Genomic DNA, 25,809 nt, shown 5'->3' with positions numbered 1-25,809 from the left:
TTGCCCGCTTATTTAATAAAAGTTAATGCTCCATCATTAAAAGAACCTAGTCTTGTATCAAAAATATCTAAAAGATAATTTTGATAATTCTTCCATGGGGACTTGGATCCTTGCTTAGGAAGTAAATCAATAGCTCTAGCAATATAACCTGAAGAAAAATCAAGAGTATCCACAACGGCCTCTACATTTTCACCTAGAACAGGTCGACATTCTTTAAATTGGTTATCACTCATATGTTTAATTAATCGACAAAGGAACTCGCATGTGAGGTCTGATCTAAGAGTCCATGATGCATTCACATAACCAAAAGAATTGACTAAATTAGGGACTCCGCTAAACATCATCCCTTTATAAGTTACAGTTTCAGAAAAATTAATCTTTTCTCCATCAACACTTACATTAATACCTGCTAACATTTGCATTTTAAGACCCGTAGCAGTGACTACTAGATCTGCATCCAGAACTTCTTCCGATTCAAGAAGAATTCCTTTCTCAACAAAATTCTTTATGTGTTCAGTTACTACAGATGCCTTTTTATTATTTATACTTTCAAAAAGGTCTCCATTTGGAACCAGGCACATTCGTTGGTCCCAAGGGTTATATCTAGGTGTAAAATGTTTTTTTACATCATAATTATTACCTAAAGCGTTTTGAACGCCTTCCAAGATAATACGTTTTATTCTTTCAGGGTATTTTTTACATAAAAAATAATAAAACTGACCTCTTAATATATTTCGCCAACGAACTAAGAAATGAGACAAATTATCTGTGAAATATTTCCTAATAAAATTTGCTAAAGAATCTTGATCAGGAGCTTGGACAACATAAGTAGGAGATCTTTGCAGCATAGTTACGTGCTTAGCTTGCTTAGCAAGAGCTGGTACTAAAGTTACTGCTGTTGCTCCACTTCCAATAATTACAACTTTTTTATCTTTATAATTAACTTTATCATTCCATTTTTGAGGGTGCACTATCTGACCTTGAAAATTTTCTATTCCGTCAAATTTTGGTTCATATCCCCCTGAATAATCAAAGTAGCCCGAACACATAGACAAGAAATTACAAGAAAAATACTTAATTTCATTTGATTGGACTATTTCTACTTTTACTTTCCATTGTGATTTAGTACTGCACCAAGACAAATCTAAGACTTTATGCTCAAAAAGAATTTTTTCTTTTATACCAAACTCCTCCACTGTTTCATGTAAATATTTAAGTATTGAAGGACCATCAGCTATAGATTTTGCTTCTGTCCAAGGTTTAAAAGAGAAGCCTAAAGTATACATGTCTGAATCAGATCTTATGCCGGGATATTTAAATAAATCCCATGTTCCTCCCAAATCTTTTCTGCTCTCTAATATTGCAAAAGAAGTTTTTGGATTCTTTGTCTGTAAATGATATCCAGCTCCTATGCCAGAAATGCCAGCTCCAATAATTAAGACATCAAAATGATTATTCACATCTCTCCTAAAATATTTAAGCGAAGTCTAGTGCCTATGGAAATTACTTTCAAGAAGAATTCCTATCAGAATTGAACCTATTTTAAATATGGCGGAGAGAGAGGGATTCGAACCCTCGAAGGCTTTAACACCTTACACGCTTTCCAAGCGTGCGCATTCGACCACTCTGCCATCTCTCCTTTTAATTTTTATTTTAGGTTAAGAGAATAAATTCATTAACTTACATTACTTGATTATTAAGAATTAAATAAATATTTTAATCTAAAACTATTTAAAAACCTTAAACTACCTTTTTTGAACCTAGTTAATCCACCTTATTCCACCATTCTGGATCCCACTTTCCTTGATTCCATAGATCCATAACATATTTAAAGATGATGTAAGCATAATTAAGTTCAGGATAGGTCCGGAGAATATTTTCTTCAATTTCTAACTCGCACTCCTCTAGCTTGTCTTCTGGTAATGACTCTAGATCTTTAAGAGAATTATCATGCATTTCTGACAAATCTGCTTCATCTATCTCTAATTGATACCTAAAGTTATCTAAAATATCGGATGTCTTATCTTGAAAGCTCGACTTATACTTAAATCTTGCTTCTGCCATCTTAACTGTAATAGGGAAATCAATACCATATTGATAAGATCTGTATACATCTTGTCCTTTTTTATTTTTTCTTACTAAATCTAGGCCTGCTGGCTCAGTCTCTTTCATGTAATTTTATTAAATTATGGTAATTACTGTCTTAAATCTTTCTTTGGAGAATAAATAAATTTTTTTTCATTTGATCTGAATGAATTAATTTCAATTCCTCCTCTTCTAAGAAATCTAGACTCAACTTCCAATTTTACCGCATTAGAAGCGTATAAAACATCTTGATAAATCCTTTCCGCGCACTCTTCATGAAAACCCTTATGCTCACGAAAAGAAAGTAAATATTCTAAAATAGATCTTTCACTCATTAACTTGCCTGAGTAATTTATAAATATAGTAGCCCAATCTGGTTGATTTGTTACTGGACAAAGACTTCTAAATAAAGAACAACTAAGCTTATGATCTTTAATTTGATTAGTTGGATCAGCTTCAAGAATAGATCTATCTACCTTAGAATATATATTATTTATGCTTAAAGTATTAATGCTCTTATAACTATTAGGATATTTTCTGAGCAAAGGCTTATTTAATATTCTCAAGTTAATTGAGCAACGAAGACAATCCTCTAAATCTGATTTTATAGTTTTTCTAAGTTCTTTCCTTGTTGACTTGTAGTTATTCAATGAATTTAAATAAAGTTTTAGTGATTTTGATTCAATAAATGCCTTTGATTCTGAAGGATAGTCTATATAGAGAATTCCATTACTGGGAATTCCACTGTGCTTAAGCCAACTTAGCTCATAACAAGTAAAAGAGTCTTGGCCATAAGATTTATTTCTTTTGGTGTGGATACTTAGTTTAGATTTTTCTAACTTATATCTTTTTATAGGAGTCAATATTTGAGGGCAATACTTGTCAGGAGAACTTACTCTTTTCCCTAAAATAGATTTATTCTCTTGCAAGGCTAAGTCCTTATTCCTCTTCCTTTATTTAAGAAATACAGATTTATTGTAAATAATAAGGCGATAAAAAAGAGGATCATTGAAATGGCATAATATACGGACATACCTAAAGAAGATAAGTCTGAGACACCCAAGACACCCTCTCTAAAGGCATTAACCATATATAAAATAGGATTAGCCAATGAAAAATTCTTCCAAAATTCTGGAAGTAAATTTATTGAGTAAAAAACTCCCCCTAAATAAATTAGAGGCGTCAAAATAAAAGTAGGAACAATCGAAATGTCATCAAAAGATTCTGCAAAAAGAGCATTAAGAAATCCTCCCAATGAAAAAAGTATAGAAGTTAGAATGACAACTAAGATTGTTAAGCCCCAATTTACGACTGTAAGCTCAGCGAAAAACAACGAAACTATAGTGACCATAAAACCCACTATCAAGCCTCTTGCAACTCCTCCCAGTATCCATCCACAAAGAATAATTGAATTAGGAATTCCTGTGACCAATAATTCTTCAATACTATTCTGAAACTTTACTCCAAAAAATGATGAGACAACATTAGAATAAGAATTATTTATAACTGACATCATAATTAATCCAGGCACCATAAATTGCATATAATCAAAACCACCCATCTGCCCAACTCTCGAACCGATTAATGTTCCAAAAATAATAAAATAAAGAACTACCATAATAGCTGGAGGAACAAGTGTTTGCGCCCAAATTCTAGTGAATCTTTGAATCTCTTTTCTAACTATAGTTTGTAGAGCAATGATAATTTCTAAAGAATTCATACAAATTATGCTGTGTTCTCTACTAAATTAAGAAATAATTCTTCAAGTCTTCCTGTTTCATTACGCATACTAATTACGCTGACATTTTTATTAGAAAGTTCAGAAAAAACAGAATTTAGATTCTGGCCTTTCTTTATAGTGACAGTCAATTGTTTTGGATGGTGTTGAGCAAAGGTAAAACCATCAAGTTTAGGTAAATGTTTTAGATCTAAATTTAAATCTAAAACAAATGTTTCAACTTCTAGTCTTGAAAGTAATTCTTGCATACCTGTATTTTCGACTATTTCACCTTTATCTATGATGGCTATATTTTTACAGAGTCTTTCCGCCTCTTCTAAATAGTGAGTGGTCAAGATTATTGTTGTACCCGATCTGTTAATGTCTAGTAAAAACTCCCAAAGAGATCTTCTTAATTCTATATCTACACCAGCTGTTGGTTCATCTAGAATCAGAAGTTCTGGATTATTCACTAAAGCCTTAGCTACCATAACTCTTCTTTTCATGCCTCCTGACAATGTTCTAGCTACTTCATTCCTTCTATCCCATATATCAAGTTTCTGCATATAATGTTTAGTGTTTTCTTTTGCATCTTTTCTTTTCATTCCATGATAACCAGCTTGATTTAGGACAATGTCTCCTACTTTTTCAAATTGATTGAAATTAACTTCCTGCCCCACAACTCCTAACTTCTTTTTAGCTAAGGAATGATTTTCATCAATATCTATACCCAAGAGATTAACTCGTCCTGAAGTTTTAACTACTAAGGAGCTAATAATACCTATTGTTGTCGACTTACCTGCTCCGTTAGGTCCCAACAAGGCGAAGAAATCGCCTTCTTTGACCGTTAAATCAATGCCTTTTAAAGCTTCTAAACCACCAAGATAGGTTTTTCTTAAATTTATTATCTCTAGAGCTTTTGTCATGATTAAAATATTAAGTAGGTATAAGTGTTTAAAAAAATTTAGAGACCCTAAAGGACTACTTACTCAAATAAGCCATACTTTCCTCTAATCCTCTAATGGTAAGAGGGAACATTCTATCATCAACTAAAGCTCGAGTTAGCTCTACAGAAGCACTATATTCCCAATGATCTTCAGGAACAGGATTTAACCATATCAATTTATCATATATATTTGATATTCTCTTCATCCAAAAGGCACCTGAATCTTCATTCCAATGTTCTATACTCCCTCCTGGATTAGTTATTTCATAAGGAGCCATAGTTGCGTCTCCAATAAAAATTATTTTATAGTCAGCCGGAAATTTATGTATGATGTCATCTGTTAAAAGCCTTTCATTTTGTCTTCTTCTGTTATCTTTCCAAACTGATTCATATATAAAATTATGAAAGTAATAAAATTCAAGATTCTTAAATTCTGTCTTGCATGCAGAAAATAGTTCCTCACAAATTTTTACATGAGGATCCATAGATCCACCAACATCAAATAAGACAAGTACTTTTACAGCATTTCTTTTTTCAGGCCTAAATTGAATATCGAGTAAGCCTGCCTTTTGTGAAGTTGTTCGGACTGTTCCATCTAAATCAAATTCTTCATCCGCACTATCTCTGACTAACTTTCTTAATCTTCTTAAAGCAACCTTGATATTTCTAGTTCCTAACTGGATAGAGTCATCTAAATTTTTAAAGTCTCTTTGTTCCCAGATCTTTACTGCTTTGCCTTTCTTTCCTTCTCCTCCAACTCTTATTCCTTCGGGATGATCACCATTATTGCCAAATGGAGATGTGCCGTCAGTACCTACCCATTTACTGCCACCTTCATGGCGCTCATCCTGCTCTTCCATCCTTTTCTTGAACTCTTCTAGAAGTTTTTCTAAGCCCCCTAGAGTTTCTATCTTAGCCATCTCTTCTTCAGTTAAAAACTTTTCGAATTCAGCTTTTAGCCATTCATCTGGCACTAACATCTCTATCACATCATCGAGTGTTTCTAATCCTTTAAAATATATATCAAATGCTCTGTCAAATTTGTCATAATGTTTTTCATCTTTTACAAGAACAGCTCTACTTAAAAAATAAAAATCTTGCATATCTGCAAAAGCTAATTTTTTTTCTATTGCTGAATTAAGATCTAAAAGCTCTCTCAGCGTGCAAGGCACTCCCGTCTCTTTAAGAGTATTGAAAAGAGAAATAAACATAAATTTTAAGAATTATTTGCTTCTCTTCGGGCCATAAAAGCTAGCCTTTCAAGTAGTTGAACATCTTGCTCATTCTTAACCAATGCCCCATATAAAGGTGGAATAGCCTTTGATGGATCTCTATTCTGAAGGATTTCATCTGGTAAATCATCAGACATTAATAGTTTAATCCAATCTATTACTTCTGAAGTTGAAGGTTTTTTCTTCATCCCAGGTACTTTTCTTATATCAAAGAATATATCCAAGGCTTCCTTTACTAAATTCTTTTTAATATCTGGATGATGGACATCTACAATTTGCTCCATGGTTGATCTATCTGGAAAGTTTATATAATGAAAGAAACATCTTCTCAAAAAAGCATCAGGTAATTCCTTTTCATTATTACTTGTAATAATTACTACAGGTCTGTTGACAGCCTTAATAGTCTCTTTGGTTTCGTAAACAAAAAATTCCATTTTGTCTAATTCTTGCAGAAGGTCATTAGGAAACTCTATATCTGCTTTATCAATCTCATCTATCAATAATACGACTCTCTCCTTTGCAGTAAATGCTTCCCAAAGTTTACCTTTTTCTATGTAATTTGAAATATCATTGACTCTCTCATCTCCAAGTTGAGAGTCTCTTAGACGAGTAACAGCATCATACTCATATAGCCCTTGTCGTGCCTTGGTAGTTGATTTTATATTCCATTCAATTAAAGGCATATTTAATGAAGAAGCAACCTCTTCCGCTAACATTGTTTTACCTGTTCCTGGTTCTCCTTTTATTAATAGAGGTCTTTCTAATGCAATAGATGCATTTACTGACATACTTAAATCTTCTGTTGATATATATTTATCAGTCCCTTTAAAGTTCATATTTCATCCTATGTTAAATTTCGAGCAGAACTTTAACATAAGCAAGTATATTCAAGCCATTAGAAAAGTTATTTTTTTGGTAACCTTAATTTTGCCATTTGCCTAGATAAAGCAACTAGTCGTCCTTCAGAATCCCATATCTCTCTATCTTCTTCTAAGTATCCATCTACTAAATACTGAGTTTTAGCTATTGTACGAAGAGGTCCATTTGAGGGAATGGCTCTTATATGGGAAGCTAAAGAAATAGTAGGCACCCAACCTCGCGCTCCAATCCTATTAAAAATGGGTGGTGTAGTTGCATCTAAAAATAAAATTAAAGAAAATAAATCATATGGTTCTTGATTTGGCCACGACATATAGAGATTTAATTGAGCATTATTATCCAAAGAAACATCTTCCCACCATACTGAATCTTGAGTATAACGTTTATCAATCTGTAACTCTAAATTAGGACTAAAACCAGTCTTAAATGGAGGTTTAATGCATTCTTCGATAGGGGGAAATTCAGGAGCAGCATGGTGCATATATGTTTCTCCCTTGGCATGATGAAAATCAGTAAAACTCCCAATAAATCTTATCTTTTCAGATCCATTCTGAATAAGTTTAATATTAGCCGTAGATATACTTTTACCTAATTTAAGAATCTCTACCTCCATTAATAAAGGACCTGGTTCTACTCTATCAAGATAATGGCCAGATATACTTAAAGGATCTTTATGGGGCAAAACTTTTGATAATGCCTTGGCTGCTAAAACCATAGAATATCCTCCATTTGCAGTACCTCCTATACTCCACCTATCTGAAACCTCAGCAGATAAAGATGTATCCGATTGTTGAGTGACAACTGTATCTTCTAAAAAATTACTATACCCTTCTTTGTTATTCATCTTTATTTATTTGCGCTAGTTGAAAATCTTCCATGCCTTTTTTAGAAGCTCTTTCACGCTCTTCCAGTCTGATTATATGATCATCTTCTATATTAATTTCGGAAAGAATCTCTCTGCAATGATGCCCCAATTCAAGAGCATGTCTTTGAGGAAAATCTTTATTAACACCAAAGTTAGCTGGAGGTCTTGGCATTCTCATTTTTCCTGCTATTGGGTGTGTTGGCTCTACAAGAGATTTTTGATCAATAACTTGTTCATCTAAATGCACGTCATCAAGTTGATTTACCGTAGATACAGGAATGCCTAATTCATCCAATTCTTTGCATAAGACTTTTGATTCAATATTCTCTAGATGGAAATTTATTTTCTTTACTAATTCTTTCTGATTTATTAATCTTTGTGCAAAAGAAGAGAATTTAGGATCTTCATATAATTTAGAGTCAATTACCTTACAAAATGCTTCAAAATGGGGATCAGCTACTAAAGCTACAATAACTGACTTATCTTTTGCATTAAAAATTGGAAAATAATCAGCAAGCTCTCCTGCATGTACAGACCCTTCTTCTAGCCAGACTCTTGACCACCAAACATCTGGCCACAAATAGTATAGAGCGCTATCTAACATTGAAATAGGAATATATTGGCCTTTTCCAGTTTTCTCTTTTTGGACAATGGCAGCAGTTATTGCTTGGGCAGAAGTTAAACCCGAAACTTTATCAAATACTACCGATCTAAAGAATTCTGGATTCTTACTATTCTGAGCAGCAGCTGATCCGGCAGTGGCTTGTATCAATGGATCATAAACTCGTTTTTTACTGTATGGCCCAGATTGACCATAACCAGTCAGAGATAAATAAATTATTTCAGGATTGTATTTTTTTAGAGTTTCATAATCTATACCAATTTTTTTTACTACCCCAGGTCTATAATTTTCAATCAGAACATCTGACGTAGAAACTAATTTAAAAAAGATATTTAAATCAACTTCCTGTTTTAGATCTAGAGCAAGAAAACGTTTATTCTTATTTAATACAGAGAACATTCCTGCCATACCATTACGAATACTTCCCATAAACCTTCCTAAGTCACCTATCCCTGGAGGTTCTACTTTTATGACATCTGCACCTTGGTCTGCAAGCACCATACCTGCATAAGGTCCAGAAACAGTGGAAGTTAATTCCAGAACTCTATATCCTTCAAGGGGTCCAGACATTATATACTCCTAATTTATATCAAGATGTCCTTTATAATCTTTATCAAGAATAAAATAAAGAAATTATATGAATCAATATTTTGACATTGGTGCCAATCTCACCCACCCAGACCTACAAGAAGATCTAGAATCTATTTTAGAAAATGCTCTGAATGAAGGAGTAGTTAATATTTCAGTTACTAGTTCAAATTTAGAGGAAAGCATAAAAGCCCTAGATCTTGTTAAAAAATGGCCTGAAATACTTATTTCAACCGCTGGAATCCATCCACATGAAGCAAAGAAATTTAACAGCTACAGTTATAGTGAAGTAAAAGATTTAGCATCCAATAAAGAAGTCAGTGCCATTGGAGAAACTGGTTTAGACTATCACAGGAACTATTCCTCCCCATCAGAACAAAGAAAAAGTTTTGAGCAACATGTTGAACTTGCAATAGAATTAGATATGCCTTTGTTTCTCCATGTGAGAGAAGCCCATCAAGACTTTCTTTCAATTCTCGATAATGTTAAAGATAATTTACCTAGAATTGTTGTTCATTGTTTTACAGGTACAGAAAGTGAGCTAGATGACTATACTGGAAGGGATTTTTATATAGGCATAACAGGCTGGATTTGTGATGAAAGAAGAGGCCAGCATCTTAAGCCTTTGATTAAAAATATTCCTGAAGATAGATTATTGATTGAAACTGACTCTCCTTATCTATTACCTAGAAACTCAGGTATTAACTACAGGACAAGCAATGAACCTAAATATCTTGGAATTGTTGCAAAAGAAGTTGCTTCTCATAAAGATGGTGCACATGAAGAAACTTTCAAAACATTGTTTACTAATAGTAAAAATTTCTTTGGTCTAGACAGATATTAGATCCTTGACTGATTGCAGGTCAAAGGGCCAGTTAAGAATTTTATCGTTATAAATTAAAACAGGTATTTTGTCCCAATAATTTATATGCAAATCATCGGAAGAAAATATATCTAACTCCTTTAAAGTGAGCTCTTTAGATTCTAACTTATCACATATTTCTTTAGCTTTTTCGCACAGTGGACAGTCCTTCGTAGTGACCAAAATTAATTCATTCAATTAACAATGCCTTTCTTCTTTAAAACTGATAAATATTCCTCATCTATCCCAAGCTCATGAAGAATCTCCAGAGAATGCTCACCTGCTATCGAGGAGGGCCCTTGAATTTCAGATTCAGTTCTAGAGAACCTAGGAGCAGGAGCAGGTTGAGTAACTCCGTCTATTTCAACAAAAGTTTTTCTTGCAATATTGTGAGGGTGATTTGGTGCTTCTTCCATTGATAATACTGGAGCAAAACAAATATCAGTACCCTCCATAAGGTCTGTCCAGTCCTTCTGAGATTTAGTTAAGAAAACTTCTTTAACCTTTAACTTTAATTCTTGCCAATTTTCTCTTTGCATTTGATCATCAAAACTTGCATCGGTCAGCCCTGCAGCTTCTCTTAATAAAGAGTAAAACTGAGGTTCTATGGATCCAATAGAAATATACTTTCCATCTAAACATTCATAAGTATCATAAAAATGTGCTCCACCATCTAAGAGATTGCTTCCTAACTCATCTTGCCATGGCATAAAATTTGCTTCCTTCATAGAATATATCATCGTCATTAATGTAGAAGATCCATCTGTCATGGCTGCATCAATTACTTGTCCTTTGCCTGAATTGCGAACTTCTAATAAAGCTGCTAAAAGCCCTAAGGCAAGAAACATGCCTCCACCTCCAAAATCACCAATTAAATTTAAAGGCACAACTGGAGGGGAACCTGGTCTTCCTATTGCAGCTAGAGCTCCTGTTAAAGAGATATAATTAATATCATGACCAGCAGCATGAGCTAGAGGACCATACTGACCCCAGCCTGTCATTCTGCCGTAAACTAATTTAGGATTTCTAGCAAGACAAACATCTGGTCCTAATCCAAGTCTTTCCATGACTCCTGGGCGAAAGCCTTCAAAAATACCGTCTGATTTTTCAATAAGTTTCAACACAATTTCAACGCCCTCTTCGGATTTTAAATCAATTGCTATTGATCTTTTTCCTCTATTTGCTGGCTCTTTTCTAGAGCCAGAACCAGCAGCTGAAGCTCTATCTACTCTGATAACTTCTGCTCCCAAATCAGATAAAATCATGCCACAGAAAGGACCAGGTCCTATTCCAGCCATTTCTATAATTTTTATGCCTTTAAGAGGTCCCATATTAGCTCCTTAATTTTCTTTTTCTGGTCCTAATGGTTTAAAAGTGAGCAATAATTGAGGTAATAATGTAAGCGCCCCCATTAAAGCCATTACCATAGCAAGAGATACAAAAAAACCAAAATAAGCTGTAGGATTAAAATTTGAGGTTATTAAAACCAGAAAACCTATTATGATTGTTGTAGAAGTATAAAACATTGCCCTTCCTATCGTCCCATGGCTATTTAACATTGCCTGCCTGTAATTCCGACAATGCAAAAACTCAATCTTGAATCTATGCACATAATGAATAGTATTATCAACGGCCATACCAACGCTTATAGCAGCTACTGTTATTGTCATAATATCTAAAGGTATGCCCATCCATCCCATTGAACCTAACACTACTCCAGCTGCTAAGAGATTAGGTATTATTCCTAAAAAGGCTAATTTAATAGACCTAAATAAAACTATAAACATTAATAAGATAACTCCAAAAACTATCTCTAAAGTCCCTATTTGAGAAGAAAATAAGCTCTGTAACATATTATTATAAAGGACTGCTAATCCTGTAAGCCTATATTCATTTTCTTTTAAACCAAATGTATTTTCTAATTGATTTTCAATTTTTTCTAATAACTCATTTCTATTTAAACCTTCTTGAGTTTCTAATACCCTTGAAGAGATCCTAACTTCGTTTTCGTCTTGACTTATATAAGAATTAAGCATGCTTTCTTTAATTTCATCTGGCAACATGTTTTTTACTAAAGCTAAATCTAGCTCTGAAAGCGGTTCACCATCATTTAATCTTTCAGCCACTTTAATTCCACTTGCTATAGACAGAACTTTGCCTATTTCTGGTAAAGAATCTAAATAATCGTGAATTTCTTCTAGTCTATCGATAGATCTTACGCTCCACCAATATCCACTAGTTGAGCTATCTTCTTCAGCATAATCGTCTTCAAAATCGTCTTCAAACACGTCTTGATCTTTATTTTGTACATAAAATTCTTGAGGAGCTTTAATAATTATATCTAAAGGAGCGGTTCCCCCTAGTTTCTGATCAAGAAGTTCCATACCCTTATAAATCTCTGTCGAGGATTTAAAATAGTCTATAAATCTATTTTCAACTGTTAGTTTATTAATTCCGGTAAAAGCAAAAATTATTAAAAAAATTGAAATTAAAAGAACAAACTTTCCAAATTCCTCAACAATGCTCGAGAACCTAAGGGTAAGGCCCTTACTGAAATCTTTTTGGGCATCTGAAGTTAATTTAGGCAATAAAGAAATCGCAGCTGGCAAGGCAGTGAATGAAAATATAAATGCAAAAAAAATACCTACTACCATCATTTTTCCAAAATCAATAACCGGCTTAATATCACTTACAGCCAATGAAGCAAATGCAACGATGGTTGTTAGGGCTGTATAAAAACAAGGCTTTAACATCTGTTGTATTGTTAAAGATACTAAATCATTCTGATCTAATTCTATATGCTTACTAGTAAGTTCTTGATATCTAACAATAATATGTATTGTTAATGAAATAGTGATTATTAAAAGCAAAGCAATAAAATTAGAAGAGACAACTGTTACCCTCCAATCCATCCAGCCTAAAAATCCTAAAATAAATGTCCCTACTAAGGCGCTACAAGATAAAGGCAGAAGTACCCATCTAGATCTTTTAAAAACCACTGCTAAAGTAATTAAAAATAAAAGAGCTACGCCCACTCCAAAATACAACAAATCATCGCTAATAAAACTCAACATATCTGATGCAATCATGGCTGTGCCACCTAAATAAAGTTGGCCAACATCACTACTAGCATTAATAACTTCTCTAACTGACGATATTAACTGATCCCTTTTTTGAGTTCTAAGATCACTATTCTTTCGGAGATCTTCGTTTATATTATTTAATTGCAATGATAAATATTGCTTCTGATCTGCGGCGGCTACTAACAATAATTGACGAACCTCATAACGCTTTTGAATTAATTGATCATATACTGGCGTACCTGGAAGATTGAGCTGCATTCCTGTAGTTTTTCCATCTAGACTTACTAAAAGTTCTGAATATAAAGGACTAGAAGTAAATTCTGCTTTTACTTGTTTAAAATCTATATTCGAGTCTTCAATGGTACGTATATTATTTGCCAATTCTCTAATCGGCATTTTAGGACTGAATAGTATGGGGGCATCTAAATAACTTAACACAGAGTCTATTCCTTCTAATCCTTCAAATTTATCTGCCAATAACCTTACTTCTTCTATAACTTTATCGGAAAAAAGAGAACCATTAGGGGTAAATAAGACTATCAGGAAGTCACCTGATCCATAATGAGAACTTACTTCTCTATAATATCTAAGATCATCATCATTTTCTAAAACTAAAGAATCAGAAGAAGCATCAAGTTTGAATTTTGATAAATTCAAAAAAGAAAAGAGTAATAAAAAAAGAATAAAAGATAAGGTTAGGTAGGAATTTCTTGCTATAAATTCTGCAAAATAATAAGAAACCTTATTTGGTATTTTAGTATTCATTGATATTGTCTTAGATCTTTTGACCTCCAAAATGATTGATTCCTCTCATTGCTGCCAATTCTATTTGCTTTTGCCTTTCTCGAAACCGCAATTTATCATTTTCTGAAGTCTCGTCAAAACAAAGATGGCACGAGACTCCTTTAACATAATATCTAGATTTCATGTCTTTTTTTGAAAGAGGTCTCCTACATCCAAAACATTGCGAATAATTTCCAGGTAATAAATTCTTATCTACTGAAACCCTTTCATCAAATACAAAGCATTCCCCTTGCCATAAATGATCTTCCGCCTTAACTCTTTCGATGTAATTTAGTATCCCGCCCTCTAATTGAAATACTTCTTTATAGCCTTTATGCATCATATAAGCAGAAGCTACTTCGCATCTAATCCCGCCAGTACAAAACATTGCAAACTTCTTTTCTTTAAATCCTTTTATTGATTCTAGAAATTCTGGAAAATTAATAAAAGAAGAAGTCATAGGATTAATGGATGTTTTGAAAGTTCCAAGTGAAATTTCATATTCATTTCTGACGTCTAAAAGAATAACATCAGGATCTTGTAATAACTCATTCCAGCCCTCAGGAGCAATATGCTTGCCTCGTTTTTTTATTATTTGAAAGTCCCCCTCTAAAGGAAGCAATCTATCTTTAATTCTTACCTTTAATCTTTTAAAAGGATGGCTAGCAGTTTTGGTCCATTTAGCTAGTTCACTTGGAATTTTATGCTCATTTTCTAAAAAAATTAAAAAATTTTGTAGATTGTTGGCTGAACCAGATAGAGTTGTATTAATGCCTTCAGGGGTAACAAAAAAAGTACCTAGAATATTTTCTTTTGTTGCAACTCTTTCGATTGATCTACTAAATTTATAAACATCTTTGATAAAGAATATTTTATAAAATGTTATGACTGCTATAAGTTCCATCTTAAATTAAGTCTTATGAACTGCCTCCAAGACAATCCGGTGATTCAATTGTTTTGCCTTCTTTAAGAGACCACTCTTCTGGTGAAAATGTATGTAAAGAGATGGCATGTACAGGCCCCTCCAAGGCGCCTCCTAAATTCTTATAAATTAACTGATGTCTTTTTACCATATTTAGATCTTCAAATATTGAAGAGACGGCTACTATTCTTAGATGAGATTCTTTTCCCGGCTCTACATTATGCATATGGCTCTCATTTATTACCTCGAGATGAATAGGGTATAATTCTTCTTGTAATTTCAATTCTATTTCTTCACATATTGTCATAACTAATATAAATTTTTTATTTTCTAAGATTTTTAGTACTTTTTGGTCCAAGTCTTAGTTTCTGGCCTAGAAATATTCTCTTCATGCTCTTCTCTCGTTAGATTATATCCAGAAACAAAACTAAGAGCTAAAAGAAATGCAAAAACCGAGATTGGAATATAAGTCATAGCCAAAAGATCTAGAGTCCTTTGAGGAACTTCACCAGAGTTCATTGCAGTCGGAAAACTTATTATTGAGAGAATTATTCCTGCTAAAGTTAGACCAAACCCACTTACAGCTTTTTGAGCAAATGACCTAGCTGAAATTAATAAACCCTCTTCTCTCCTACCAGTTGTTAATTGTATTTTTTCAACTAAGTCCATGACCATGGAACCTATAGTAGAAGCTACTATAATCGTCATAGCAATATTAGTTACAGCATGAAAACATAGAAGTGGTAATAATACATGGCTATCATTTTCTGGAAACCACCCTAAAAGTCTTAGTACGAAAGGTGATGCAGCATAGAATATCTGAATGAACCAAACACCCATCACAGTGTTTTTCTTTCCATATCTATTCACTAAGATAGGAACTAAAATTATAGCTATAACAGGAGATAAGTAGATACTAACTCCCCTTATAAACATTTCTTCTAATGTAAATTGCCAGAAGAAACTATCAAAATATATAGCCAATGAAGCTTCAAGACCGGATGCAATTGCAGCTATAAGACTAGCGACAAAAAGAAACATATATGATTTATTTGAAAAAAGGGTCTCTTTCAATTCTTTAAAGAAAACTAAAAGTTTTGTTTTTGAACTTTGTTGGGAAGAAAGTTTTTCTTTTTCTGGAGGTATTAATAATTTAGGGACATGTTTATGCGTTCCTATAGCAGTTACTAAAATACCTAACAGAATCAATAAAGAAGAAACCAGCCCATATTCCATCCAAGTTTCTGGATTAAATCTACCATCCAAGAACTCTGCACTCTTGTGTCTTGGTGCAAACCAAACCCAAACTAAGTTATACATTGTGAGGCCTCCGATCCATCCAAAAAAATATCTATAAGATAGAAGTTCAGCTCGCTCTACATAATTAGAAGTTAACTCCGGCCCTAGTGACGTGCTAGGAATCTCAAAAAAAGTAATACATGTCCTTATAACTATAGAAAGGCATAAGAGATATGAAAAAAGTTGCCAGTCAGTTAGATCTGACGGAGGATTCCATAAAAAAAAGTATGTGATAGCTACAGGAAGTGCTGCAGCATACATATATGGATGCCTTCTTCCCCATTTTGACCTTGTCCTGTCAGAAAAATATCCTACTAATGGATCAGAAATTGCATCAAATAAAAGGACTATATTAAGTGCCAGGCCAGTCATCCAGCCAGGCAAACCTAATACAACACTATATACAAATAAGACAAAAAAACTATATCCATTATCTTTTATTCCATAAGCAATGGATCCGAAACCATAAAAGAACTTAGTTGAAAACGATAACTCTTTACTTTCCAATTTTTTAAATAATTTTTTGATACATAGACACCTTCATTAATCTCTTTATTAACTTTGAAAGTTTTGAAGCAAAAAACTAAAGATCTGCAAAGTCTACGAATATCGGGGATGACCAAGCTCTTTCTTCAGACATTGATAAACAATCATCTTCTTTAGAAGTTCTATAATCTCCATAACATGCATTAACCTTGGCACATTGACCTGCATCATCTAATTCACATCTTAAGTTTTCTGAATTTATAGTCGGCGAACTTTCTTCAATAGCCCTAACATAATATGCTGCGTCCCTGCCTTCATTTAAAAAGCTATCATCTGAAAAGGTCACTGAACAACCTGACTCACTTGAAGGACAATTAAATACTTTCCAGGGATCCTTTACTAAATCTGAAACGTTTTCTTTGCTGTTTAATTGAGGGTTAATTTTAATAACTTCTATACGAGTTATTATTTTTCTTTCATCTGAAGGGTTATAACATTCGTTTTTACATAATGTTTCTATATCATCGGTAGAAAAAGAAGTAACGCCAAAATCTGGACATCCTGGTTTTTGCTTTAAAGCGCCTACTGCTTTTACAGTAAAAGTAGGATTTTCTGAAGTTTTAATTTCTCCACCCATTGGAATAGAAATATTTTCTTTAATAAGATTGAACCAGAGTAAGATCCTATCTCCACTTGTTGCATAAGTTTCTTTTCTTTGCATAGAATCCCAAATATCTTCGCGACCTCTTCCATCAGAATGAACAGCAGCAAGTCCTCCTGTTGTAAAAAAGGAAGCCATCCTTTCAGCCTCAAAAGCTCCAAAACCTCCTCGAGTATTTGGATTATCAGGATCTAAGCTCATTTCACTCTTTACAGAACGAGGAATTCTTTCTTCTTTAGGATAAAAAGCGGACCTTAAAGTTTCAGAAGGTTGTCCGTTTGCATCTGTTGTTGTCATTCTATCTATTTCCTTATAGCCTGTACCTGGTCTAGCTCTATGATTATCGCTGGAAGCTATAAAACCGAACCTAAATCTATTAACTTCGTTTGATGAAAAGTTACCAATAGCCAAGGCATATTGACCAGAACCAGCTGGCCTATAATTGAAGGAAGGAATGAAACAATCTTTACATTGTCCAGAATCAAGCCAATCTTCAAATTCTGCTCCCTGTACAGTTGTATGGCCAGCTGCTTGAGCATTTAAATAATCTATACGCGCTTCTTTTTCCCTTTCTTCACATATGAGATTGCTAGAACCTTCCTTTAGGCATCTTTCTTTTATTATCTCTCCAGCTCTCCAGCAACTAGGCAAGTAATCTTTGCTTGGATCAGGGCAAGACAATAGGCCTTCAGAATCATAAGTCATTGCTCTCCAAGGCCTATACTCTTCTGAATTACCATGACCTGACATAATTTCAAATAAAACTTGTACATTAGGATCATGAAAACCTGGCTCTAATTGCTTATCTAAACTTGTACCTGGAGGAGAATAAAATCCCCAGGTATTACCATGCGGGATTACTATAGATGGCATTTTTAGTTCTTTAAGTTTTAAAAAAAGATCTTCCGGTGTGTCTGCAGATTCGTAACAATTGACTGGCAATAAATCTGAACTAACACCTTCCTCGCAAAATGGAATTCCATTTAATTCCTTTACAAAAGAGCCAAAATTAAAATACCTTTCCCGATTTGAAAAATCAGCCAAGGCAAGAGGCTTTACTAACCTTGCTGCTTGTTGCCCTATTATTACTCTCATACCTTGGGTGGCAAGACCACCGGCACCTATAGGCCGGGCTGGAACGTTATCTTCTTCAATATCCTTGAAGACTACATTTTTATGTCCATAATGATTTCCTGCTTCTAACCCTACTTGAGTCCACTCATAGCCTAGGAATGTAACCATATCAGGATCTGCCTTATCAGAAGGTGCATTACAATTTCTTACAGCTTGTTTAATAGATGACCATTTTCTAGGAGTAGATGCTTCAGCATGATCTGTTGTTACCCAAAAATCTAAAGCTGAACAGAACCTTGCATAATCACACGCATCAGAAATAGGATGAGGCCCTTCTCCGTTAAAGACAGGCAGACTCCAAAGAAAAGCATCTGTTGAATAGGTAGTATGAACATGGGTATCTCCAAATAATATTTGTTTAGGTGAATCTAATATATCGGCTTGAGATATTTTCTTTGCCTCTAATAATTTTTCTGGATAAGGATCAGTTACAGATACCCCAGGGCCTTCTAATTTTCCATACCAATTGAAATAAAATCCTAATGAATACACGATTAATACGGTTAAAAAAATTAAAGCTAGATAACCTAGTGATTTTAGTAAAATTTTCATAAATACCTCTTAATTTATTATCTTTTGTCTTTTTTATTTGCTTCGTCTATAAATTCTTGCATAAAATTTTTATCTTTACTTAAATTAAAGCCTGTATCTCTAAAAGCAGTAGTATTGGCATTTTGAAATAATGGAATACTGGGCTTCTTGAATAAAGGAACTAAACAAATACCAGCAAGAAATCCACCTATGTGCGCAAAATAAGCTACGCCTGATGATGAGGAACCACCTGCATCAAAAAATTGCCCTACTATCCAAACACCTAATACAATAAAAGCTGGAATGCGAAATACCTTAATAAATATGAAGATCCAAAAAAGAACATTAACATTAGCCCTTGGGTATAAAATTAAATAACCCCCTAAAACACCTGCTATCGCTCCACTTGCTCCTATCATAGGGATATTAGATGTTGGATCTACAAGAGACTGTGTTAATGCTGCTACTAAACCGCATAAAGAATAGAAAACTATAAATTTAAATCTGCCTAATGATTCCTCAATATTGTCACCGAAAATCCAAAGATATAACATATTTCCTAATAAATGCATCCATCCGCCATGCATAAACATAGAAGTTACTACAGTTAAACTTGCTGGAATATATATGAAATTATCTCCTAGTAAAGAGGATGGAATAACTCCAAATGAATAAACAGCAGATCTTGATAATTCAGCAGGTAGTGTAAATTGCCAAAGAAAAATAAAAATGCATATTCCTATAATCCAATAACAAATAATAGGCCTTGAACTAGTTGGGTTGTCATCAGAAAATGGAAAGAAAAACATACTTAATCTGTATAACCCAAAGTATCAATATTCCTAGAATGCTTTTTTCTGTCAATGTCATAAAAAAGTAATGCAACAATTGCCATCAAACCTAGGCTCATAGTTGTATATATCATTATGGTAGCAAAATTTCTTATGGGCTCTTGCATAGACTCTATAGATCCAGGATCATCTAATCCTACATGAGAAATTATAAGACCTGCAATTAAAACTCCACCAGCTCCTATTAATTTTTGCACTAAAGTATTTGCAGTTCCAAGCAAGCCTTCTTCTCTCCTGCCTGTCTTGGTTTGTACATCTTCAACTATCTCCATAGCCATAGATATAATAAAAATAAAACCTAAGGTACCAAGACATGTTTCTAAAACATAGTGAGTTATTAATATCCACCATAGAAAATCAGTGCCATTCGAAGGAAGTAATTGAACTGAAAAATAAGGATCTATTAATCTAAGAACTATAGGCAAAGGTGTAAGGAATATTGTCGTAGTGAGCAACCATATGGTTATATTTTTTTTATTTCTGCCTTTAGCTAGAAGACCAGAAAGAATTGAAACAAAAATAACACCTGTTGCTGCGGCAATAGGGAATAGAGCTATGTCTGAAGGAGTCCATTGCCAAAAATAAATATTGTTATACATCCCTGCATTAGTTGTTATACCTATTATAAGCGCATACAAACAACCGGATACAAACAAAGCAATCCAAGATTTATTGGATAGAGTCTCTAGAACTTGAGATAAAAAAGATTTTTTATTTTTACTTAAACTAGGTTTGTAAAGATTGGGAATTTGGCTATGAAGACCAATATTTGATATTACACTAGTAATAAATATTCCTAGACCTCCCCAAAAAGCTAGCTCTTGGAATGCTTGAGGTCTTAAAAAAGCCGATGCTCCTTGATAATTATCAGTTTCAATAAAAAAGAAAGCATAGGCTATAGTAGCTAGACCAGCTCCGCCTATCCAGCTAAAACCCATACTCAATCCTGATATTTGATTTCTTTGGTCATAATCTTTAGTTAATTCCGGCGCTAAAGCGCCTCTAGGAACTTCATATAAGGTCATAGAAAGCCTTAAACCTATCATAAGAAAAAGGAGTCTATAGAACAATGAAGATTCAGAAAGGTTATCAGGAAATTGTAAAATGAGGTAATAAAATAGTGCAAATGGCACTATGCCTAAATAAATAAAAGGATGCCTTCTTCCCCATTTTGTTTTTACTCTATCTGACCAAGTTCCAATTAATGGATCTGAGATTGCATCTACTACAAGGGCTATAGCCATTGCTGAAGCTGCTAATTGTGCACTTAGTCCTAATACTTGATTGAAATAAACCAGAAGAAAACTACCTAAGAGATTATTCTTAATGCCAACTGGAATTGTTCCTAAACTATAAACTAACAAAGTATAAAAATTTGCTTTTGATTTATTTGTAGTAGACATGAGAATTTATTCTTTTAATTAGTGTATTTTAAATTTTTATATACTTTCTTAGGCAACAAGAATGCACTAAACTTAATAGAATTACTACAGGAGAAGCAATGGGAATCTTAAATAACAAAGTAGCTATAGTAACCGGCGCAGGAAGAGGTATAGGTAGAGAAATATCTTTATACTTTGCAAAAGAAGGTGCGAAAGTGGTGGTCAATGATCTTGGAGGAGAAAGAGATGGATCTGGAGGTGGAAAAATAGCAGATGAAGTTGTCAGTGAAATCAAAAGTTTAGGAGGAGATTCTGTAGCTAATTATGATACTGTAGGGACAGTTCAAGGTGGTCTAAACATCTTTAATACAGCATTAGAAAACTATAATGATGTAGATATTTTAGTAAATAATGCTGGGATTTTAAGAGATAAAACTCTTTACAATATGGAAGAATCAGATTGGGATGCAATTATGGAAGTACATTTAAAAGGTCACTATAACTGTACAAAGCCCCTAATAAAATACATAAGAGATAATAATAAATTAAATTGCAGAATAATTAATATGTCCTCAGTATCAGGTTTATATGGGAATTTTGGCCAAACTAATTATGGCGCTGCCAAGGCTGGCATAGCAGGATTTTCTAGATCATTAGCCCTAGAGGTTGCTAAGTATAAATGTACAGTGAATACTATTTCTCCAGGAGCTGCTACTAGATTGACTTTGGATTTAATGGAAGCTGCAGGCAGGGAACATAATATTGATGACTGGACTCAAAACCCTGAACAAATAGCACCCATAGTTACGTGGCTTTGTTCTGATGCTGCTGAAAGCATTACTTCTCAAATTATACATTCACAGGCAGGAATATTAGGGATCATGCAACAACCTGCTGTAATTAAATCTTTCACCACAGATAACCTTTGGACCATTGATCAACTTAACAAATTAATACCAGAATTAGTTGAGGCTAAAAAAAATCATGATAAAGCTATCTCAGAATCTGGAGTTCCTAAGAAAGTTTAAGCAATTAACCTTTTGAAATAAATTGATCTATAGTTTTATGGAAATGTCGTATCCTGATTTCCTGGTCACAAAGGTTCATTCCTGTAAAACTATCTGATTTAGTACCCCACTGCATAGTTTCCATGTTGGAAGCATCCTCAGCAAGCACATTTGAGAAAACATCGTTGAAAGTTGAATCAAAGGCATCTTGATAAACCTCTGGCGCACTACCTTTATGCAGTTTATGCTCTGGCCTTACAGATTTATTATCAACAAAAACTTTGTTAACTAGAATAAAAAAATCATAATAACTTTTATTAGGGTTTGTTGCATGAGGCCTGAACCTGAAGACAAGACCATTTTCTGGTTTATTTGTAAATGTGGCATTGGGAAAAAAATGGTAGTGATACTGATGCACTAGCTGCTCATCATTCATTTGTTTATAAATTGGATAGTCTTCTTCCTGGGATCTTTTCATCTCAATATTGCTAAGATGCAAATCCTTAGCTGACCCCTTATAACCATCATTTACAGACATCATCTTCAAACGAAGAGGAGTCCAAGAATCTCTATCCCCTGTTACTACTTCACTGACAGTATCATTGTAATTTAGCATCCTAGAGTGAATTCCATTTAACTCTATAGGTACATCATGGCCTTCAGATATTTGAATCATATCCGGATGAAGTGAAGCAAAATGATAGCTTTCATTGAATGCATCTACTGCATGCTTCCAATTACCATTCCACTCAAAAGATTGATAATCTATCAAATCCCAATTTTCAAATTCGTAACTTTCTAGATGTTGACCATAGTCTCCGAGATATTCTTGTAAACCTATTCCCTTTGGATCTAAGTCCATATTTATCCATAACCAGCCACCCCAAAAATCTACCTTTACTTTAGGAAGAGACAGTTCTTCATAAGGCACACCTTCATCAAACTGTCTAAAAAATTCAGGACTAGATATAAACTTTAAGCTACCATCATTATTCCATTGCCATCCATGATAGGGACAAGTAAAAGTCTCCGTTGCTCCTATGCTTGCCTGACATAACTTATTACCTCTATGTTGACACACATTATAAAAACCTCTAATTACTCCATCATCACCTTTTACTATTAAAAAAGATTCCTTTCCTAATTCATGTATGTAGAAAGCCCCTTTATTTTCAAGATCACTTATTCTACATACTAATTGCCAGGTTTTTTTCCAGATAAAATTCCATTCTTGTTTCATGAATTCTTTTGAAGAGAACCTTTGTCCATCTACTTTACTTAGTCCCAAGTCTTGTATAGGTTTTTTTGGTAAAAAAGGTTCGGCTTTAAATTTTCTTTTTAAAGAATCTTTTATGTTTAGTAAGTCATTTTCTATTTCTGCCATCTTAAACTCCGTAAGATTAAATTATCCTAACCAAACACTCTGTTTCCCCCGAACATCTTCAGAAGAAGAACCAATATAAATAATATATTTCGCAGGTTCTAGAACCCAACTATGCTTATCTATGTCCCAATAAGATAAATCTCTTTCGGTAATATTAAAAATCAATTTCTTAGCTTCTTTGGGTTCTAATTCTATTTTCTTAAAAGCTTTCAAAACTTTTACCGGTCCTGCAATACTACTATTTTCTTTGCCGATATAACATTGGGCCACTTCTTTTCCTTTTAAAGGACCAATATTCTCTATTTTAAATTCACAAGAAATAACTGAATCTTCAGTTTGTGGTGGAATTATCCTAAATTCTGAATATGAAAAATCAGTATATGAAAGTCCATGACCAAAGGGGAACAATGGTTTTATATCTTCTTTTTCATACCATCTATAACCTATGTAGACACCTTCTCCATATTGCATTTGTGAATCCTGACCAGGATAAAAATTAAAAGCTGGAGTATCTTTTAGAGAAACTGGAAAGGTTGTAGGAAGTTTTCCTGAGGGATTCTCTACACCAAAGATAATATCTGCAAGTGAATTTCCAAATTCTTGACCTGGAAACCAAGACTGCAAGATACATTTAGACTTATCAATCCAAGGCATATGATTGGGTGATCCAGTATTCAAGACTACAACAGTATTTGGGTTAACTTCACAGATTTTTTCTATAAGCTCATTTTGTTGTAAAGGTAAATCCATTGACGATCTATCTATTCCTTCTGTCTCCCAGTCAGAATTTGTACCTACTACTAAAATAATACCATCTACTTTTCGAGAAATATTTAAAGCCTCTTCCATTAAATCTATAGAATCAGGAGGAAGCATCCCAAATTGAATTGCCGGAAATCTTCCGATCCATTTATACTCTATCTCTAAAAAATAACTTTTGTCTTTAATTAAATCTACAGTTGCTTTTTTTAATTTACTACCAAAACTAAAAAAAGATTCTCCCGGCTCCTGATCTAGCCAGTTATCTAAAAAAACTTTGCCGTCTATCTTAATTCTAGATGGGCCTATACTAGTTAAATCAAAAGAATGAAGGCCTGTAGTATCTGGAATAAAATCAGCAGAAAAGGATACTGAGAGAGATGGAGGGTTAGAAGACGAGGCTACATTAACTCCAAAGCCATTTAGGGCCCAAAACTTTCCTCCTCTCATCACCTCTTCTTCAAGAGGAGTGCCGCTAAAGTCTCCACCTTGAAAAAACTTTACCTGAAAACCTTCTTCATTTTTTCCAGGTGTCTTTAGTAATTGCTTCCCTATTGGAGGATAATACTTATCTATATGGCAACCTTTTGCATATTGTAAGTCTAATCTACTAGGTACATAATTCTTAATTCCTTCAAATGGATTTATAGAATAATGAGACTTTAACTCAGCACTTCCTCCTCCTTGTATTTGCCCCTTAAGAGAGTTCGGTCCAATGACTGCAAGACTTCTCATTTCTTTTAATTTAAAAGGCAAAATGCCTTCATTCTTAAGAAGAACCATTCCTTCAGAACCTGCTTTTCTTATCAACTCTCTATCTCTCGGATTGTTAAATGATGATTCAGTTTTCTTCTTTTGATCAGTTATTCGACCTGTAAAATTCATAACTCGCATTAACCTTAAAACCTTATCATCAATTAACTCTTCTTTTACTTTGCCTCTTTTAACTTCTGAAATAAGTTTTTCCCCCCAAGTTTTTGCTGGCCCAGGCATTTCAATATCTAATCCTCCGTTTGCATTTTCTATGGTCTCTAAGGCAGCTCCCCAATCACTCACCACGAATCCAGGAAAACTCCACTCTTCTTTCAATATTTTATTGAGTAAATCATCATGTGAACTACAAAAAATATTATTTAACTTACTATATGCTGACATGACAACCAAAGCACCGCCTTGCTTTATAGCCATCTCAAAAGGAAGAAGATATAGTTCTCTAAGAGTCTTTTCATCTATATTAGAACTAATAGAGAGTCTTTCGAATTCAGTATCATTACCTACAAAGTGTTTCAAGCAGCAGGCAACCCCTTCAGCCTGAACGCCCGAAACATAAGATATTGCTAATTTACCTGTTAAGAATGGATCTTCGGAAAAACACTCAAAGTGCCTCCCGCCTAGAGGATGTCTATGTAAATTTATAGTTGGAGCAAGTAAAACATCTGCGTCTTTCGTTTTAGATTCTTGCCCTAAAGAATGACCTATCTGTTTTACTAGATCTAAATTCCATGTTGAGGCTAAAGAAATACTAACTGGAAATGATGCAGCTGTTTTTCCCGATAAAGAATCTCCTCTTGCACCATTTGGGCCATCGGTCATTTTGATACTAGGAATGGAAAGTCTATCAACTTCTGGTGTATGCCAAGCATCTTTACCTGAAAGTAAAGAGACTTTTTCTTCTAAAGTTAACTTACGAAAAAGAGATTCTATTTTATCCATTTAAGATGGAAAAAAAAG

The 25,809-nt window shown here is 33.9% G+C and carries 21 protein-coding genes and 1 tRNA gene; 2 read left to right on the top strand and 20 right to left on the bottom strand.

Features of this window, described 5'->3' with window-relative positions; all coding sequences use genetic code 11:
• Positions 1 to 8 precede the first annotated feature (8 nt).
• From P8J93_01420 to P8J93_01375, 10 genes are all read right to left on the bottom strand, one after another.
• Positions 9 to 1,460 (bottom strand): NAD(P)/FAD-dependent oxidoreductase, encoded by a 1,452-nt coding sequence (locus P8J93_01420; GenBank protein MDG2060459.1) that lies wholly within the window; start codon positions 1,458 to 1,460, stop codon positions 9 to 11.
• An 89-nt stretch (positions 1,461 to 1,549) separates the two neighbouring features.
• Positions 1,550 to 1,639, bottom strand: a tRNA-Ser gene (locus tag P8J93_01415).
• A gap of 125 nt (positions 1,640 to 1,764) precedes the next feature.
• Positions 1,765 to 2,172 (bottom strand): hypothetical protein, encoded by a 408-nt coding sequence (locus P8J93_01410; GenBank protein ID MDG2060458.1) that lies wholly within the window; start codon positions 2,170 to 2,172, stop codon positions 1,765 to 1,767.
• Positions 2,173 to 2,195: 23 nt separating this feature from the next.
• Entirely contained in the window at positions 2,196 to 3,014 is an 819-nt protein-coding gene (locus P8J93_01405) for a hypothetical protein (GenBank protein ID MDG2060457.1), read from the bottom strand.
• A 2-nt stretch (positions 3,015 to 3,016) separates the two neighbouring features.
• The gene (locus P8J93_01400) at positions 3,017 to 3,805 is read right to left on the bottom strand and encodes an ABC transporter permease (protein MDG2060456.1); all 789 of its coding nucleotides are present in this window, start codon (positions 3,803 to 3,805) and stop codon (positions 3,017 to 3,019) included.
• Positions 3,806 to 3,810: 5 nt separating this feature from the next.
• Entirely contained in the window at positions 3,811 to 4,728 is a 918-nt protein-coding gene (locus P8J93_01395; GenBank protein MDG2060455.1) for an ABC transporter ATP-binding protein, read from the bottom strand.
• 55 nt (positions 4,729 to 4,783) lie between these two features.
• Positions 4,784 to 5,959: a VWA domain-containing protein gene (locus P8J93_01390; protein MDG2060454.1), complete on the bottom strand. Its 1,176-nt coding sequence runs from the start codon at positions 5,957 to 5,959 to the stop codon at positions 4,784 to 4,786.
• A gap of 5 nt (positions 5,960 to 5,964) precedes the next feature.
• Entirely contained in the window at positions 5,965 to 6,816 is an 852-nt protein-coding gene (locus tag P8J93_01385; protein MDG2060453.1) for a MoxR family ATPase, read from the bottom strand.
• 68 nt (positions 6,817 to 6,884) lie between these two features.
• Positions 6,885 to 7,703 carry a thioesterase family protein gene (locus tag P8J93_01380; protein ID MDG2060452.1) on the bottom strand — a complete coding sequence of 273 codons (819 nt, stop codon included), beginning with the start codon at positions 7,701 to 7,703 and terminating at the stop codon, positions 6,885 to 6,887.
• On the bottom strand, positions 7,696 to 8,916 hold the full coding sequence (locus P8J93_01375; protein MDG2060451.1) for a CaiB/BaiF CoA-transferase family protein: 1,221 nt from the start codon (positions 8,914 to 8,916) through the stop codon (positions 7,696 to 7,698). Before P8J93_01375 ends, P8J93_01380 begins: the two co-directional genes overlap by 8 nt.
• Before the next feature lie 67 nt (positions 8,917 to 8,983).
• Between P8J93_01375 and P8J93_01370 the strand changes: the two genes are divergently transcribed.
• Positions 8,984 to 9,778, top strand: coding sequence for a TatD family hydrolase (locus P8J93_01370; protein MDG2060450.1), 795 nt, complete (start codon positions 8,984 to 8,986; stop codon positions 9,776 to 9,778).
• A gap of 212 nt (positions 9,779 to 9,990) precedes the next feature.
• Here P8J93_01370 and P8J93_01365 read toward each other — a convergent pair whose 3' ends face one another.
• From P8J93_01365 to P8J93_01330, 8 genes are all read right to left on the bottom strand, one after another.
• Positions 9,991 to 11,127: a CaiB/BaiF CoA-transferase family protein gene (locus tag P8J93_01365; protein ID MDG2060449.1), complete on the bottom strand. Its 1,137-nt coding sequence runs from the start codon at positions 11,125 to 11,127 to the stop codon at positions 9,991 to 9,993.
• A gap of 9 nt (positions 11,128 to 11,136) precedes the next feature.
• Complete coding sequence (locus P8J93_01360; protein ID MDG2060448.1) at positions 11,137 to 13,644, bottom strand: MMPL family transporter; 2,508 nt, start codon at positions 13,642 to 13,644, stop codon at positions 11,137 to 11,139.
• A gap of 10 nt (positions 13,645 to 13,654) precedes the next feature.
• Positions 13,655 to 14,566 carry a rhodanese-related sulfurtransferase gene (locus P8J93_01355; GenBank protein MDG2060447.1) on the bottom strand — a complete coding sequence of 304 codons (912 nt, stop codon included), beginning with the start codon at positions 14,564 to 14,566 and terminating at the stop codon, positions 13,655 to 13,657.
• A gap of 13 nt (positions 14,567 to 14,579) precedes the next feature.
• Positions 14,580 to 14,891 carry a BolA/IbaG family iron-sulfur metabolism protein gene (locus P8J93_01350; GenBank protein MDG2060446.1) on the bottom strand — a complete coding sequence of 104 codons (312 nt, stop codon included), beginning with the start codon at positions 14,889 to 14,891 and terminating at the stop codon, positions 14,580 to 14,582.
• 32 nt (positions 14,892 to 14,923) lie between these two features.
• A complete protein-coding gene (locus P8J93_01345; GenBank protein MDG2060445.1) occupies positions 14,924 to 16,390 on the bottom strand; it encodes an MFS transporter in 1,467 nt (488 codons plus the stop codon).
• Positions 16,391 to 16,466: 76 nt separating this feature from the next.
• Complete coding sequence (locus tag P8J93_01340; GenBank protein ID MDG2060444.1) at positions 16,467 to 18,716, bottom strand: DUF3604 domain-containing protein; 2,250 nt, start codon at positions 18,714 to 18,716, stop codon at positions 16,467 to 16,469.
• Positions 18,717 to 18,733: 17 nt separating this feature from the next.
• Positions 18,734 to 19,504: a rhomboid family intramembrane serine protease gene (locus tag P8J93_01335; protein MDG2060443.1), complete on the bottom strand. Its 771-nt coding sequence runs from the start codon at positions 19,502 to 19,504 to the stop codon at positions 18,734 to 18,736.
• A 2-nt stretch (positions 19,505 to 19,506) separates the two neighbouring features.
• Positions 19,507 to 20,949, bottom strand: coding sequence for an MFS transporter (locus P8J93_01330; GenBank protein MDG2060442.1), 1,443 nt, complete (start codon positions 20,947 to 20,949; stop codon positions 19,507 to 19,509).
• A gap of 98 nt (positions 20,950 to 21,047) precedes the next feature.
• On the opposite strand from P8J93_01330, the gene P8J93_01325 reads away from it, so the two are divergent.
• Positions 21,048 to 21,956, top strand: coding sequence for an SDR family NAD(P)-dependent oxidoreductase (locus tag P8J93_01325; GenBank protein MDG2060441.1), 909 nt, complete (start codon positions 21,048 to 21,050; stop codon positions 21,954 to 21,956).
• 4 nt (positions 21,957 to 21,960) lie between these two features.
• On the opposite strand, the gene P8J93_01320 is transcribed toward P8J93_01325, so the two are convergent.
• Together P8J93_01320 and P8J93_01315 are read right to left on the bottom strand one after the other, a co-directional pair.
• Positions 21,961 to 23,319 carry an aromatic ring-hydroxylating dioxygenase subunit alpha gene (locus P8J93_01320; protein MDG2060440.1) on the bottom strand — a complete coding sequence of 453 codons (1,359 nt, stop codon included), beginning with the start codon at positions 23,317 to 23,319 and terminating at the stop codon, positions 21,961 to 21,963.
• Positions 23,320 to 23,340: 21 nt separating this feature from the next.
• Complete coding sequence (locus P8J93_01315; GenBank protein ID MDG2060439.1) at positions 23,341 to 25,791, bottom strand: glycoside hydrolase family 3 C-terminal domain-containing protein; 2,451 nt, start codon at positions 25,789 to 25,791, stop codon at positions 23,341 to 23,343.
• Positions 25,792 to 25,809: the final 18 nt, after the last annotated feature.

The organism is SAR86 cluster bacterium, from assembly GCA_029268615.1.
Lineage (GTDB): Bacteria > Pseudomonadota > Gammaproteobacteria > Magnimaribacterales > Magnimaribacteraceae > JAQWNM01.
This window is presented reverse-complemented; position numbering and strand designations above follow the sequence as displayed.

Excerpts from the sequence above, each read along its gene's own strand:
- P8J93_01325 (MDG2060441.1), top strand. The coding sequence starts at position 21,048 with ATGGGAATCTTAAATAACAAAGTAGCTATAGTAACCGGCGCAGGAAGA.
- P8J93_01400 (MDG2060456.1), bottom strand. The coding sequence starts at position 3,805 with ATGAATTCTTTAGAAATTATCATTGCTCTACAAACTATAGTTAGAAAA.
- P8J93_01365 (MDG2060449.1), bottom strand. The coding sequence starts at position 11,127 with ATGGGACCTCTTAAAGGCATAAAAATTATAGAAATGGCTGGAATAGGA.
- P8J93_01375 (MDG2060451.1), bottom strand. The coding sequence starts at position 8,916 with ATGTCTGGACCCCTTGAAGGATATAGAGTTCTGGAATTAACTTCCACT.
- P8J93_01350 (MDG2060446.1), bottom strand. The coding sequence starts at position 14,891 with ATGACAATATGTGAAGAAATAGAATTGAAATTACAAGAAGAATTATAC.
- P8J93_01410 (MDG2060458.1), bottom strand. The coding sequence starts at position 2,172 with ATGAAAGAGACTGAGCCAGCAGGCCTAGATTTAGTAAGAAAAAATAAA.
- P8J93_01380 (MDG2060452.1), bottom strand. The coding sequence starts at position 7,703 with ATGAATAACAAAGAAGGGTATAGTAATTTTTTAGAAGATACAGTTGTC.
- P8J93_01330 (MDG2060442.1), bottom strand. The coding sequence starts at position 20,949 with ATGTCTACTACAAATAAATCAAAAGCAAATTTTTATACTTTGTTAGTT.
- P8J93_01355 (MDG2060447.1), bottom strand. The coding sequence starts at position 14,566 with ATGGAACTTATAGCAGTCATAACATTTTATAAAATATTCTTTATCAAA.
- P8J93_01320 (MDG2060440.1), bottom strand. The coding sequence starts at position 23,319 with ATGGCAGAAATAGAAAATGACTTACTAAACATAAAAGATTCTTTAAAA.
- P8J93_01315 (MDG2060439.1), bottom strand. The coding sequence starts at position 25,791 with ATGGATAAAATAGAATCTCTTTTTCGTAAGTTAACTTTAGAAGAAAAA.
- P8J93_01395 (MDG2060455.1), bottom strand. The coding sequence starts at position 4,728 with ATGACAAAAGCTCTAGAGATAATAAATTTAAGAAAAACCTATCTTGGT.
- P8J93_01390 (MDG2060454.1), bottom strand. The coding sequence starts at position 5,959 with ATGTTTATTTCTCTTTTCAATACTCTTAAAGAGACGGGAGTGCCTTGC.
- P8J93_01340 (MDG2060444.1), bottom strand. The coding sequence starts at position 18,716 with ATGAAAATTTTACTAAAATCACTAGGTTATCTAGCTTTAATTTTTTTA.
- P8J93_01370 (MDG2060450.1), top strand. The coding sequence starts at position 8,984 with ATGAATCAATATTTTGACATTGGTGCCAATCTCACCCACCCAGACCTA.
- P8J93_01360 (MDG2060448.1), bottom strand. The coding sequence starts at position 13,644 with ATGAATACTAAAATACCAAATAAGGTTTCTTATTATTTTGCAGAATTT.
- P8J93_01385 (MDG2060453.1), bottom strand. The coding sequence starts at position 6,816 with ATGAACTTTAAAGGGACTGATAAATATATATCAACAGAAGATTTAAGT.
- P8J93_01335 (MDG2060443.1), bottom strand. The coding sequence starts at position 19,504 with ATGTTTTTCTTTCCATTTTCTGATGACAACCCAACTAGTTCAAGGCCT.